The 13,104-nt window shown below is 41.3% G+C and carries 13 protein-coding genes; 7 read left to right on the top strand and 6 right to left on the bottom strand.

Annotated elements, in window-relative coordinates:
• Positions 1 to 452 precede the first annotated feature (452 nt).
• The 6 genes from arsC to I6L31_RS17195 all read left to right on the top strand — a co-directional run bounded on the left by arsC (position 453) and on the right by I6L31_RS17195 (position 4,724).
• A complete protein-coding gene (gene arsC, locus I6L31_RS17220) occupies positions 453 to 887 on the top strand; it encodes an arsenate reductase (glutaredoxin) (protein ID WP_005005940.1) in 435 nt (144 codons plus the stop codon).
• 57 nt (positions 888 to 944) lie between these two features.
• A complete protein-coding gene (locus tag I6L31_RS17215; RefSeq protein WP_004981310.1) occupies positions 945 to 1,265 on the top strand; it encodes a metalloregulator ArsR/SmtB family transcription factor in 321 nt (106 codons plus the stop codon).
• 6 nt (positions 1,266 to 1,271) lie between these two features.
• Positions 1,272 to 1,745 (top strand): arsenate reductase ArsC, encoded by a 474-nt coding sequence (locus I6L31_RS17210; RefSeq protein ID WP_005005946.1) that lies wholly within the window; start codon positions 1,272 to 1,274, stop codon positions 1,743 to 1,745.
• Positions 1,746 to 1,752: 7 nt separating this feature from the next.
• On the top strand, positions 1,753 to 2,796 hold the full coding sequence (arsB, locus tag I6L31_RS17205; RefSeq protein ID WP_005005948.1) for an ACR3 family arsenite efflux transporter: 1,044 nt from the start codon (positions 1,753 to 1,755) through the stop codon (positions 2,794 to 2,796).
• 5 nt (positions 2,797 to 2,801) lie between these two features.
• Complete coding sequence (gene arsH, locus I6L31_RS17200) at positions 2,802 to 3,506, top strand: arsenical resistance protein ArsH (RefSeq protein WP_005005950.1); 705 nt, start codon at positions 2,802 to 2,804, stop codon at positions 3,504 to 3,506.
• Positions 3,507 to 3,659: 153 nt separating this feature from the next.
• Positions 3,660 to 4,724 (top strand): ArsO family NAD(P)H-dependent flavin-containing monooxygenase, encoded by a 1,065-nt coding sequence (locus tag I6L31_RS17195; protein ID WP_005005952.1) that lies wholly within the window; start codon positions 3,660 to 3,662, stop codon positions 4,722 to 4,724.
• 274 nt (positions 4,725 to 4,998) lie between these two features.
• On the opposite strand, the gene I6L31_RS17190 is transcribed toward I6L31_RS17195, so the two are convergent.
• Genes I6L31_RS17190 through fahA form a run of 3 tightly spaced genes read right to left on the bottom strand, consistent with a single transcriptional unit; the run spans position 4,999 to position 7,539 of the window.
• The gene (locus tag I6L31_RS17190) at positions 4,999 to 5,574 is read right to left on the bottom strand and encodes a VOC family protein (protein WP_005005954.1); all 576 of its coding nucleotides are present in this window, start codon (positions 5,572 to 5,574) and stop codon (positions 4,999 to 5,001) included.
• A gap of 21 nt (positions 5,575 to 5,595) precedes the next feature.
• The gene (gene maiA, locus I6L31_RS17185) at positions 5,596 to 6,234 is read right to left on the bottom strand and encodes a maleylacetoacetate isomerase (RefSeq protein WP_005005957.1); all 639 of its coding nucleotides are present in this window, start codon (positions 6,232 to 6,234) and stop codon (positions 5,596 to 5,598) included.
• Between the two features lie 21 nt (positions 6,235 to 6,255).
• The gene (gene fahA, locus I6L31_RS17180; RefSeq protein WP_005005958.1) at positions 6,256 to 7,539 is read right to left on the bottom strand and encodes a fumarylacetoacetase; all 1,284 of its coding nucleotides are present in this window, start codon (positions 7,537 to 7,539) and stop codon (positions 6,256 to 6,258) included.
• 185 nt (positions 7,540 to 7,724) lie between these two features.
• On the opposite strand from fahA, the gene I6L31_RS17175 reads away from it, so the two are divergent.
• Complete coding sequence (locus tag I6L31_RS17175) at positions 7,725 to 8,546, top strand: IclR family transcriptional regulator (protein ID WP_005005960.1); 822 nt, start codon at positions 7,725 to 7,727, stop codon at positions 8,544 to 8,546.
• Between the two features lie 253 nt (positions 8,547 to 8,799).
• Here I6L31_RS17175 and I6L31_RS17170 read toward each other — a convergent pair whose 3' ends face one another.
• The 3 genes from I6L31_RS17170 to hppD all read right to left on the bottom strand — a co-directional run bounded on the left by I6L31_RS17170 (position 8,800) and on the right by hppD (position 12,683).
• Positions 8,800 to 10,026, bottom strand: a complete 1,227-nt coding sequence (locus tag I6L31_RS17170) for an amino acid aminotransferase (protein WP_005005963.1) — start codon at positions 10,024 to 10,026, stop codon at positions 8,800 to 8,802.
• Positions 10,027 to 10,055: 29 nt separating this feature from the next.
• Positions 10,056 to 11,456 carry an amino acid permease gene (locus I6L31_RS17165; protein WP_005005964.1) on the bottom strand — a complete coding sequence of 467 codons (1,401 nt, stop codon included), beginning with the start codon at positions 11,454 to 11,456 and terminating at the stop codon, positions 10,056 to 10,058.
• 165 nt (positions 11,457 to 11,621) lie between these two features.
• Positions 11,622 to 12,683, bottom strand: a complete 1,062-nt coding sequence (gene hppD / locus I6L31_RS17160; RefSeq protein ID WP_005005966.1) for a 4-hydroxyphenylpyruvate dioxygenase — start codon at positions 12,681 to 12,683, stop codon at positions 11,622 to 11,624.
• Positions 12,684 to 13,104 lie beyond the last annotated feature (421 nt).

Below are 13,104 nucleotides of genomic sequence, written 5' to 3'. Positions count from 1 at the left end.
TGGTGCCTAATACGGCAAAATAGACAGCCGAAGCAATACAATCTTGAGATCATTATCCCTCTAACGCTGTATTAAAGCGTTAGAGGTCGTTGCTGATTTTATGGGCTATAATTCAGAAATTCCTAAGCTAAGAAGAGAGCGAAAAGCTGTCTTACCTTGTTACCGATTAATTGGGCGGGCATTACTGAGTCTATTCGTAAACCCAAAAGCCATGGTTTATTTTTTCTTTTTATAGAATATGACAAGTAAAATCAAAATAATAACTAAGATCAAAGTAATCATGACTGTTTCCATAGCTTGACCTCTAAATCTTGGGTTTTATCTAATTTTAACACGCTCATTCGATCACTATATATTCAAAAAAGATCATTTTATATTCTTTAAATATGGAGTTGCATATATATGATTATTCATATATAAGTATATATAAAGATTCAATTGAGTTTGAGCAAATGTCTGCTACTCCAAAAGTTAAGATTTATCACAACCCTGAATGTGGTACATCACGTAATACATTGGCGTTAATCCGTAATGCCAATATTGAACCTGAAGTGATTGAGTACCTTGTAACACCTCCATCTAAAAATGAACTGATTCAAATGATCGCGGATGCAGGTTTAACGGTGAGAGAAGCGATTCGTAAAAATGTTGCTCCATATACAGAATTAGGAATTGATCAAGAGGATTGGACTGAAGATCAATTGCTTAACTTTATGCTTCAGTATCCAATTTTGATTAACCGCCCATTCGTGGTGACTGAACTAGGAACTCGTTTAAGTCGTCCGTCAGAACTGGTTTTAGAAATTCTGCCACTCCCACAAAAGGGTGCTTTCACTAAAGAGGATGGTGAACAAGTGCTTGATGCAAATGGGTTACGTTTGAAATAAAAATTTCATGGATATATGTGAATATTGATATATCCATATGTCAGAGTGAGTGAAAGTATGGATCAAATCAATTTCTTTAAATGTTTGGCTGATGAAACGCGATTCAACATCGTCATGTTGGTTCTTGGAAATAATGAACAGTGTGTTTGTGATTTGACTGAAAAACTACAACTCAGCCAACCCAAGATTTCACGGCATTTAGCCTTATTACGCTCTTCTGGTCTTTTACAAGATCGACGTCAAGGACAATGGGTCTATTACAGTCTCAATCCCAATTTACCTACTTGGTGTATAGACGTACTTAACACCCTTAAAAATGCTGATTTACAGCCAAAAGTTGCTCCATCATTTCAACAAATCAATAGTTATTGCGAGTAGAACAATATGAAATTCCTTTTTTTGTGTACTGGAAATAGTTGCCGTAGCATCCTGTCAGAAGTGCTGTTTAATAGTCGTGCCCCAGAGGGTTGGAAAGCATACAGTGCAGGTAGCAAGCCATCTGGACAGGTACATCCATTGACCATTGAAACTCTGGAAAACTTAGGTCTTTCAACCGAAGGTTTGTGGAGTAAGACCATTGATGACTGCGAACAATTCCAACCTGATGTGGTGATTACGGTTTGTGATTCAGCCGCTCAGGAAGCATGTCCGCTCTATTTAGGTGGTGCAATCAAAGCACATTGGGGTTTAGCAGATCCATCACACTTGGATTTACCGAAAGAAGAAAAACTCAAAGCCTTCCAAGTCACCGTTGATCATATCAACCGACGCTTAGACGCTTTATTGGCACTCGATACAGCGCATATGTCTCGTCCTGAGTTGATAGCCGCGATCAATCAAATTTCGCATATTGAATGAGATCATCATGGCTCAACAAAGATTATCCTTTCTAGATCGTAACCTCACGCTATGGATTTTTATTGCCATGGCATTGGGCATTGCGATTGGTGTGTTCTTTCCGCAAGCCTCGGTGGCTTTGGATAAAATGAGTGTGGATTCAGTCAATATTCCGATTGCGATCGGTTTGATTTTGATGATGTATCCACCTTTGGCAAAAGTGGACTATGCTGCTTTGCCACAGGTGTTTAAAGATAAGAAAACGCTGACACTCTCCTTAGTACAAAACTGGCTTATTGCACCTGTTTTGATGTTTGCCTTAGCCATCATTTTTTTACATAGCTATCCTGAATATATGACCGGCTTGATCTTGATTGGTTTAGCACGCTGTATTGCGATGGTCTTGGTGTGGAACGGTTTGGCCTGTGGGGATAACCAATATGTTGCTGCATTGGTGGCCTTTAACAGTATCTTCCAGATTTTATTCTTCAGTACTTATGCTTGGCTCTTCTTGACCTTTTTACCGCCTTATTTCGGTATTGCAGGACAGGTGATCAATGTCGATTTCTGGACCATTACCCATGCGGTATTGGTGTATTTAGGGATTCCATTTTTTCTTGGCTTTATGACCCGATTTATTTTGGTTCGTGCTAAAGGTTTGGCTTGGTATCAAAATACCTTTTTACCCAAGATTAGCCCACTGAGTTTGCTGGCTTTATTGTTTACGATTGTGGCGATGTTTAGCCTTAAAGGAAACGATGTAGTGAGCTTGCCACTCGATGTCTTGCGTATTGCGATTCCATTGACAATCTACTTTATCGTGATGTTCTTCATCAGCTTCTTCATGAGCAAATGGATGGGGAATGACTATCCTAAAACCACAGCAATTTCTTTTACTGCTGCGGGAAATAATTTTGAATTGGCGCTGGCTGTAGCCATTGCAACTTTTGGTTTAGCTTCACCTGTGGCGTTTACTACTGTAATTGGTCCACTGGTTGAAGTACCAGTGTTGATTGCTTTAGTCAGTGTGTCTTTGTGGCTTAGAAAAAAGTTTTTTAAAGAAGAGGTGTAATTTCTATGACTCTCCCAAATGTAGATATGAATCTTTTGGATCAACCGACTTTAGAAAAAGTACAAGCTAAAGTGCTAGATCATCCACCCCGTATTTTGATGCTGTATGGTTCAAACCGTGAGCGCTCATACAGCCGATTGGCGGTGATGGAAGCTGGTCGTATCTTGGAGCAGTTTGGCGCTGAAGTAAAAATTTTTCATCCTAAGGGCTTGCCCTTACCTGAAGATGCGGATATGGAACATCCAAAAGCCAAACAACTACATGAACTTTTGGCATGGTCAGAGGGCATGGTGTGGTGCTCGCCGGAACGCCATGGCTCAATGAGTTCAATTTTCAAATCGCAAATTGACTGGATTCCACTGGCAGGTGGTGCTATTCGTGCAACCCAAGGCAAGACTTTGGCGCTCATGCAAGTCAGTGGTGGTTCACAGTCTTTTAATAGCTTAAACCAGATGCGTATTTTAGGTCGTTGGATGCGTATGATCACCATTCCAAACCAATCGTCTATTCCCAAAGCTTTTTTAGAGTTTGAAGAAGACGGCAGGATGAAACCTTCAGCCTTTTATGATCGAATTGTCGATGTCATGGAGGAGCTGTATAAATTCACGCTACTGACGCGTGGGCAAAGTCAGTACCTCACAGACCGTTATTCAGAGCGAAAAGAGTCGGCAGAAGAATTATCTAAGCGTGTCAATCAACGTAGCTTATAAACTTTAGATGATCAAAGATGTTGAAAAGCAGCTTGAGCAATTGAAAAGCCCAATTACAGAGTTGATCAATTTGTAAAATTCGCTCAGCCTGTTGCATAGACTGGGCTTTTTAATTTTGAATATGGCTTAACTATAGCAAATGGGAGAGTGGCTTTGGCTCAACTAAAAGCAGAAGTTGATGTGGTTATCATCGGTGGTGGTCAGTCGGCACTTGCTACAGCGTATTTCCTCAAACGTAAAAAAGTGCCATTTGTGATTTTAGATGATCAATCGCAAGCTGGCGGTGCATGGCTGCATGCTTGGCAGTCGCTATGTCTTTTTTCACCGCATACATGGAGTTCGTTGTCAGGTTGGATGATGCCAACGACTGAACGCACCTACCCAACGCGAAATGAAGTGATCGAGTATTTGTCGGCATACGAGCAACGCTATCAATTTCCGACCATTCGGCCAGTCCATGTCGATCATATTGAACAAGAAGATGACTATTTAGATGTGTATGCTGGAGATCAATATTGGCGGGCAAAGGCTGTGGTCAGTGCAACAGGTACATGGAGCAAGCCTCATATTCCTAATGATATTGGACGTGAAAAATTTAAAGGAATACAGCTTCATTCAGCGGACTATATGAATGCAGCGCCTTTTAAAAACAAGAAAGTCATCGTGGTGGGGGGCGGAAACTCAGGCGCACAAATTCTTGCTGAAGTTTCAAAAGTTGCAGATACCACTTGGGTCACAGTAACACCACCTCAATTTTTATCGGATGATGTTGATGGGCGGGTCTTGTTTCTTCGGGCAACGGAGCGTTTAAAAGCCCAACAGGAAGGTAAAGTGATCAATCAGCCTGTTGGTGGTCTGGGTGATATTGTCATGATAGACACTGTCAAAGAGGCCCGTGAACGTGGCGTATTACATAGCCGAGAACCGTTTAATGCATTTGAAGAACATTCAGTTGTTTGGGCGGATGGTACAACACAAGCCGTAGATGCTGTGATTTGGTGTACAGGGTTCAAAGCTTCACTGAATCATTTAAGAAGTCTTGATGTGGTAGAACCTGATCAAACGGTTGCTGTCCATAATGGGCGTTCAATGAAAGTAAATAATTTATGGTTGGTTGGCTATGGTGAGTGGACAGGCATGGCATCGGCGACTTTAATTGGAGTGTCCAGAACAGCAAGAGCTGCGGCTGATGAAATTGCTGCCTACTTGACTAGCTAAAACGTATAAGTTTAAAGGGATGCATAGACAGGTTTCATGCATGAACAATTCGATTTGATTCGATACGGAGGAGGACGGAAATAGAATTCGCCGTGAAGCAAATGGAAAGCAATTATTGATGATTGATAGGAGATTTAAGCTACTGTAAGTAGCTAATTAAAATAAGAAAACCTATCTATTGAAATCAGAAAAGCAGCCGAAGCTGCTTTGCGTTTTTTTATCATCGTTGAACTTGCCTCTAAGGCATTCACCATCAGCACAACTTCCGCCAGACTTAGGCGTCTACTTTGGCGGTACGAGAGTTATGGCTTAATTCATCTGCATGTAGGAAATGCGTATGCTGCGGTGCGCGTTTGGTTTTGCTCCATTCTTCCAGCATGTCATATTTCATTTGTTCAGTAATCATGGCAATCTTTTGTGGCGCTTTTTCATCGTCATAGGCCAGTTCCAAACGATGGCCATTTGGATCAAAGAAATAAATTGAGTGGAAAATACCATGATTGGTAATGCCCAAGACCTCTATACCATTGGCTTCTAGGTGTTCTTTCGCATCAATCAGTGCCTGACGGTCTTTGACTTTGAGTGCAATGTGCTGCACCCATTTTGGGGTGTTTTCATCACGGCCCATTTCAGGCTGGGTTGGTAGTTCAAAGAAAGCCAGCACATTGCCGTTTCCTGCATCTAGGAAGAGGTGCATATAGGGATCAAAGGCTTTGGTTGAAGGGACATGGTCTTCAGCAAAGGCGAGAATGAAATCCATATTTAGATTTTTTTTGTACCATTCCACCGTTTCTTTGGCATCTTTACAACGGTAGGCCACGTGGTGAATTTTTTCAATTTGAATGGTCATTTTTATATCCTTATAAAAAACTTAAGCTGCTTCAGGTTGCATTTCAGGTGCAGCGTGTTGAAAGGCCTCTAAACTGTTGCAATGGGTATAGATCGAACAAATTTTTGGATAATCGGATAAATCAAGATTAAAACGTAGAGCGTTATAGACTTGTGGAATCAGGCAGCAATCCGCTAGGGTCGGCTGATTGCCAAAACAGAATTTGCCATTTGACTGTTCCAGTTGTGCTTCAAGGGCTTTAAAGCCCATTAAAACCCAGTGTTTATACCAAGCTGTTTTCTGCTCATCACTTATTTCAAATGTACCCGTCAGGTACTGAAGTACCCGTAGGTTGTTGAGTGGATGGATATCGCAGGCAATACTCAAACTAAATGCACGGATCAAAGCACGCTGCTGCAAGTCTTGAGGGAGCAGGGCCATGTCTGGGAATTTTTCTTCTAAATATTCAAGAATACTTAGCGATTGGGTCAAGACAAAATCTTGCTCTGCCCATGTGGGCACCAGCTCACTAGGATTGATTTGACGGTAGCTTTCACTATGATGTTCACCACCATTATTGACTAAGTGCACAGGTACATGTTCAGCAGTCAGACCTTTTAAATTCAGGCCAATACGAACTCGGTAAGCCGCAGAACTACGAAAATAGGTATACAGTTTCATGGGCAAGATCCTAGTCTGCAATTATTGGGTAAAACCAAAATCCACTGCTGGCAGAATTTTGCCGCTGACTTCACCAAAGCCAATACGCAAATCATCTTTTTCGCAATAGCCTTTCATAATGATGGTATCGCCGTCTTGAATGAAGTTACGCTGTTCGCCATTTGATAGCGTTAAAGGTTTGGTGGCATTCCATGTGATTTCGAGCAATGAACCATAAGAATCTGGGGTTGGCCCTGAAATGGTCCCTGAACCCATCAAATCACCGACCTGCAAGTTACAGCCCGCAATCGTATGGTGTGTCAGCTGCTGAGCCATGGACCAGTACATATATTTAAAGTTGGTTTTGCAGATCACATCACTTTTGTCGTCATTCTCAGGCTGAATTTCAACCGAAAGATGAATGTCATAACTATTGCTGCTGTTGTCTTCACGCAGATAAGCCAAAGGTTTCGGCTCTTGTTCAGGAGAACTGGTTTTAAATGGCTCAAGTGCTTCCAGCGTCACAATCCAAGGTGAAATAGATGACGCAAAAGTTTTGGCATTAAACGGGCCAAGTGGCACATATTCCCATTGCTGCAAGTCACGAGCAGACCAGTCATTAAACAGCACCATACCGAAAATATGATCCCAAGCGTTTTCAATTGGAACAGGTTGACCCAGCTGACTTGACTTGCCTACGATAAAACCAGTTTCCAGTTCAAAGTCGAGTTTACGACAAGCAGAAAATACAGGACGTTCTGAATCTGGCAGCTTGATTTGTCCTGATGGACGGACAATGTCAGTGCCGCTCACAATGACTGAGCTGGCACGACCGTTATAACCAACAGGGAGTTCTGACCAGTTGGGCAGCAGCGCATTTTTCGGGTCACGGAACATGCAACCGACATTGGTGGCATGTTCTTTAGATGAATAGAAATCGGTATAGCCTGAGATGTGTACAGGTATATGCATTTTGACATCTGATTGTTTGAAGAAAACCTGATCACGCAGGGTCTGATTATCACGAAGATCAGGATTATCTGCAGACAACAAAGCTTGTAATTCTGCGCGGACTTTAGACCAATTGGTTTTACCTGATTCAATAAACATATTCAGTGTCGGCTGATTAAAGAGCAGTTTGCCATCTGCCACTTTGCAATAACCATGCGCTTCTAGTACCGCCAGATCAATTACCCATTCTCCCAGTGCTACGCCAGCACGAGGCTGCGAATTGTGTTTTTCACTAAAAATGCCATAAGGTAGGTTTTCTAGTGGGAAATCTGAATGTGCAGCAATTTCAACAAATGACTTCAAGCGTTTGCTCATGGATATTGATCCTTTCCGTGGAAAATTTAAGTTCTAGATAGAATCATACTTATATTTTAAAATTACGCAATAAATAATTTATTTATGAATAGTGTAAATTGTTGAGCTATACTACTCTGAATGAGAGAGTCAGGTTTAGATGGCTCACATTTTTGATTTAAGTAGTACAATTCACCAATGGAGTTATGACAACTAATGCAGCTATGCAGGGTAAAGCGATGAGTGTTGAGGAAGAAAAAATACAGGGAGGGGTTCAGTCTCTGGAAGTTGGATTAACCGTATTAGATGCATTAACCGCACATAATGCACCGATGATGTTAAAAGAGCTGTCCGAAGTTTTATCCATGCATCCAGCTAAAGTACACCGTTATGTAGTGAGCTTGATTCGTAAAGGCTATGCTCAGCAATTAACGGATGGGCGTTATAGTTTAGGTGAGCGTGCACATGCTTTTGGGGTGAATGCACTCAAACGAACAGATATGTTGGAATTAAGCCAGCGTTATATTCAGGACATTCAGCAACATCTGAATTGCAGTATTCATGTGAGTAAATGGTTCGCCGATGGCGCGGTCGTAGTTCAGTCTCTAGAATCTAACCATGTCTTTAATATTATTACTCGAGTTGGTTCACGCATGCCGCTGCTGAAATCTGCGACAGGGCGCTTGCATGCCTGCTATCAGCCCGAGCACATCATCAGACCATTATTGGAAAAAGAATGGGAAAGTAGCGCTAAACCAGAGCAGTATCCTGCAAATTGGGAAGATTTTTTAGAACTGAAAGCGAAAATTCTGAGTCAAGGTTATGCTTCAGTCACAGGAGATATGATGGCTGGGATCAATGCGATTAGTATTCCAGTCTTTAATTTCACGCAGCAACTGGATCATGTCATTACTTGTATTGGCACAGAAGATCAGTTACCCGAAGGACAAATGCGGCAGGCAATTGATTATGTTCTTGGCGTACAGCGACAGATCGATGCTTTATTTCATCCAGCTGCTGCCATATAAAAGCATCGCTTACATTGAAAAGATGAATTAAGTTTTAAATCCACCCTCTGGTGGATTTTTTATGGGGTTGTGGAGGCAGACAGTCGAAATATTTGCTTTTTTGCCACGCTATCTAAAGGAAAAGAGGAAATTAGGAACTAGATAGTGATGCTGAAACCCGTAGACTTAGGTTGCCTTGATTCAAGTTCTGAAAAATAACGATAAAAAAGGCTTCTAACCCTAGAGTGAGAAGCCTAAGTGAGCATGATATATCTTAAGCAAACACAGACTCAGTGGAACTTGCAGCTTTAAGCACAGTTGCCATCGACTCAGCCACATAATCAATATTGTTTAAATTTAGGCCAGCAGTACACATACGGCCGCTGCGGACTAAATAAATACCATAATCTTGTTTCAGCAAATCGACCTGTTCTGCACTTAAGCCCGTATAACTAAACATGCCTTGTTGCTGGGTCAGATAGCTAAAATCCATATCTGGTAGCGCTTGACTGAGTTTGTCTTCAAGTAAGCGACGCATCTGTAAAATGCGCTGACGCATTTCTTCTAATTCAGACTGCCATAGCTGAGACAACGCTGTGTCATTTAATACCTGACTCACCAATAACGCACCGTTGGCTGCTGGGCTAGAATAAATGCGGCGGACTGTCGCTTTAAGCTGACCCAATACATTTTGGGTAATGTTTGCGTCATCACAGACAAAGCTCAAGCTACCAACGCGCTCGCCATAAAGGGAGAAAATCTTGGAAAAAGAATGGCTGACAATAAAGTTCATACCAGACCGATCTAGCGCGTGGATTGCATAAGCATCTTGCTCCAATCCTTGACCAAAACCTTGATAGGCCATGTCCAAGAAAGGAATCAAGTCATTTGCTTTTAGAACCTCAATCACTTGATCCCATTCATGAGGTGCTAGATCTGCACCTGTCGGGTTATGACAGCAAGGATGCAGTAGTACGATACTTTGAGCAGGTAGCTGCTTTAAGGTATCTAGCATCGCCGTTAGATTTACGGCATGGGTGTCCGCATCATAATAAGGGTAGAAATGGGTTTGAACACCAGCGCCATTAAAGATCGCAATATGGTTTTCCCAAGTCGGCTGACTGACCCAGATCTCGGACTGCGGAAAGTATTTGTTCAAGAAGTCTGCACCCACTTTGAGTGCACCAGAACCACCCAAAGTCTGAATGGTGACGACACGCCCTTGCTGACGGGCAGGGCTAGCGTGACCGAAAATGAGTTCTTGTGCAGCCTGATTAAAGCTCTTGAGCCCATCCATCGGCAAATAGACTCGGACTTTGTCATAGTCAGGAATTAAATGAGTATAGGCTTTTTGAACCGACTGTAGCTGCGGCACGATATTATCTTCATTATAATAAAGTCCGATACTGAGATTGACCTTATTCTGGCGCGTATCTTTGCTGAATTCCTCCATCAGAGAAAGAATCGGGTCACCTGCATAGGCATCAATATGTTGAAACATGAATACATCCTAATTTGATAAATACGATATTACGCTTCTGGTAAGGAAGTGATTTTACTTTTTTCAAGCAACGCAACATGATCTTCTTGCTTCCGTTTAAAGAAGTAAGCCGTCAGTAAAATCGTAATCCAGACTGGAATCATGAGAACTGCGATTTGCATATCTGGGCTACGACTCATAATAAGCAGAATACACGCCATGAAGGCAATACATAAATAATTGGTAAATGGATAGGCCACACTTGGAAAGTGAGTTTTTACCTGCATACGATTCATAGCTTTTTTAAACTTTAAATGGGTATAAGAAATCACGACCCAGTTAATCACAATAGCCGCTACGACCAGCATCATGAGTAAGTTAAATGCTTTTTCAGGAAATAAATAGTTAATCAGAACACATATTAAAGTAAAGAAAGCTGAAACCATAATGGCATTTACAGGAATACCACGCGGATTAATTTTGCTTAAAAATTTTGGAGCATTGCCTTGTTGTGCCAGACCAAGCAGCATTCGGCTGGTACAGTAATTGGTGCTGTTATAGACAGAAACAGCCGCAGTCAAAACCACAAAATTTAAAACAGCGGTCACGGTCTGGCTGCCTAAAGAGTCGAAAATCAATACGAAAGGACTACCGCCTTCAGCCATCATATTCCATGGATAAAGCGACAAAATTACGACTAGGCTCAAGATATAAAATAACAACACGCGGTAAACAATTTGATTGACGGCTTTTGGGAGAGTTTTCTGAGGGTTATCTGTCTCTGCTGCTGCAATGCCCACCAGTTCAATTCCACCGAAAGCAAACATAATCATGGCCATAGCCATCACTAAGCCTGTAATACCATTGGGGAAGAAGCCACCGAGCTGCCATAAATTTTGTAAGCTAGACTGGCTATGACCACTACCGCTGGCCAGCAAGTAACTACCAAAAGCAATCATGGCAATAATTGCCACGACCTTAATGATGGCTAACCAGAATTCCATTTCACCAAATAATTTCACGTGCAGTAAATTAATGACATTAATAAAAATAAATAAACCCAAAGCAGAAACCCACGTTGGAATATCAGGCCACCAGTAATGGATATAGAGGCCGACAGCGCTGAGTTCAGCCATACACACTAAAATATTGAGTACCCAATAATTCCAGCCAGACATAAAGCCCGCAAATTTGCCCCAGTATTTATAAGCAAAATGACTAAAAGAACCACTCACGGGTTCATGCACAATCATTTCACCGAGTTGGCGCATCATAAGAAAGGCTATAAGGCCTGCGATGGCATAGCCTAAAATAACAGAAGGTCCTGCGAGTTTGATGGTTTGTGAAATACCGAGGAATAACCCTGTGCCGATAGAACCACCGAGGGCGATGAGCTGAATATGACGATTACTTAAACCTTTTTTCAGGTTTCCTTGTTCAATGTGCTGCATTTTTATTCTTCATCCATGTGAGATAAAGCCCTGAGCCATGATGATGTTTAGTTATTTTTATATTGTCATCGGAGCGGACTTTAATTTTTACGAGTATAATTTTTGCGCAAAAGTTAAATTTCCCTGTACATAAAACTATATGTACAGGGAAATTCTAGAAATCGTTTAAGCTTTAGATACATCTAAAACGCCACGTTTAATTTGGTCGCGTTCAATCGACTCAAATAGCGCTTTAAAGTTGCCTTCACCAAAACCGTCGTCATCTTTACGCTGAATAAATTCAAAGAAGACTGGGCCTAGCATATTTTGAGAGAAAATTTGCAAGAGGAGACGCTTATTACCGTCTTTAGTATTGCCATCCAGCAAAATGCCACGTTTTTGTAGTTCATCAGCAGGTTCGCCGTGGTTAGGCAAACGTTCATTTAGCATTTCATAATAGGTATTGGGTGGAGGTGTCATGAACTTGGCTCCTAAAGCTTTGAGTTTGTCCCAAGTGCTAATCAGGTCATCACAAATGAAGGCAATATGCTGAATGCCTTCACCGTTAAATTCATTCAGGAACTCGGCAATCTGACCATTTCCTTTATCCGAATCTTCATTCAGCGGAATACGGATTTTGCCATCTGGCGCCGTGAGTGCCTTGGACGTCAGGCCAGTATATTCACCTTTAATATCGAAGTAGCGAATTTCTTGGAAGTTGAAAATCTTTTCATAGAAATCAGCCCAATACTGCATACGGCCTTTATACACATTATGGGTCAAATGGTCGATTTCATATAAACCTGTGCCGACAGGATGGGAGGGTACATCATCAAAGAAAATGAAGTCATTTTGGTAAATGTCACAATCGACGAGGAAAATAGGAGAGCCGCCAATCCCTTTAATTGCTGGGATATTCAGCTCCATCGGGCCAATTTGATTGTAAATTGGTTCTGCACCAATTTCTATTGCCTTTTTAAATGCCTTTGCCGCATTCTTGGTGCGGAAACCCATTGCACAGGCAGAAGGGCCGTGTTCTTTATAGAAATAAGCTGCATACGATTCAGGCTGATAATTTAGAATGATATTAATTTTGCCCTGACGCCATAAATACGCATTTTTAGACTTATGCTTTGCCACTTTGCTGAACCCAATGGTTTCAAACACCGCATCTAGCTGACCATCTTTAGAAACAAATTCAATAAATTCGAATCCACACAGTTCTAATGGGTTGGCTAATTCATTCATACAACGTCCTCATTTCTTTTTTAAGCAATCCTATTGCTTATCTTTTTAACGATTCCTTTCAGAGCTAACGGACTGGTCGCTACAATTCTAGAGCGAGAGAGACAAATCCGTTTGTCTGACATGGGGCACCTGTTCAGCAACATTCTCAATGTTGAGTGAACAAGTGTAGAAGTTTTAATTCATCATACTTGATCTAAATTATTATTCAATACGTAATTTAATTACGTAATAAATAAAATTGGTAAACGATTGACCTATAAATTAAATTAATATTATTCATAAAAATATTTTTTAAAACAGGGGGCTTTGTTATACCAAGATTTCAGGATGAAATCAGTGCTATAGGACTAAAATAGAAGGGAAAAATTGGGTATGAAATTTGGCTCATTCAGTGCATCTATTGAGAACAGCTATTTTGAAT

Source organism: Acinetobacter septicus, from assembly GCF_019355975.1.
Lineage (GTDB): Bacteria > Pseudomonadota > Gammaproteobacteria > Pseudomonadales > Moraxellaceae > Acinetobacter > Acinetobacter ursingii.
This window is presented reverse-complemented; position numbering and strand designations above follow the sequence as displayed.

Excerpts from the sequence above, each read along its gene's own strand:
- arsC (WP_005005940.1), top strand. The coding sequence starts at position 453 with ATGTCTGCTACTCCAAAAGTTAAGATTTATCACAACCCTGAATGTGGT.
- I6L31_RS17215 (WP_004981310.1), top strand. The coding sequence starts at position 945 with ATGGATCAAATCAATTTCTTTAAATGTTTGGCTGATGAAACGCGATTC.
- I6L31_RS17210 (WP_005005946.1), top strand. The coding sequence starts at position 1,272 with ATGAAATTCCTTTTTTTGTGTACTGGAAATAGTTGCCGTAGCATCCTG.
- arsB (WP_005005948.1), top strand. The coding sequence starts at position 1,753 with ATGGCTCAACAAAGATTATCCTTTCTAGATCGTAACCTCACGCTATGG.
- arsH (WP_005005950.1), top strand. The coding sequence starts at position 2,802 with ATGACTCTCCCAAATGTAGATATGAATCTTTTGGATCAACCGACTTTA.
- I6L31_RS17190 (WP_005005954.1), bottom strand. The coding sequence starts at position 5,574 with ATGACCATTCAAATTGAAAAAATTCACCACGTGGCCTACCGTTGTAAA.
- maiA (WP_005005957.1), bottom strand. The coding sequence starts at position 6,234 with ATGAAACTGTATACCTATTTTCGTAGTTCTGCGGCTTACCGAGTTCGT.
- fahA (WP_005005958.1), bottom strand. The coding sequence starts at position 7,539 with ATGAGCAAACGCTTGAAGTCATTTGTTGAAATTGCTGCACATTCAGAT.
- I6L31_RS17175 (WP_005005960.1), top strand. The coding sequence starts at position 7,725 with ATGACAACTAATGCAGCTATGCAGGGTAAAGCGATGAGTGTTGAGGAA.
- I6L31_RS17170 (WP_005005963.1), bottom strand. The coding sequence starts at position 10,026 with ATGTTTCAACATATTGATGCCTATGCAGGTGACCCGATTCTTTCTCTG.
- I6L31_RS17165 (WP_005005964.1), bottom strand. The coding sequence starts at position 11,456 with ATGCAGCACATTGAACAAGGAAACCTGAAAAAAGGTTTAAGTAATCGT.
- hppD (WP_005005966.1), bottom strand. The coding sequence starts at position 12,683 with ATGAATGAATTAGCCAACCCATTAGAACTGTGTGGATTCGAATTTATT.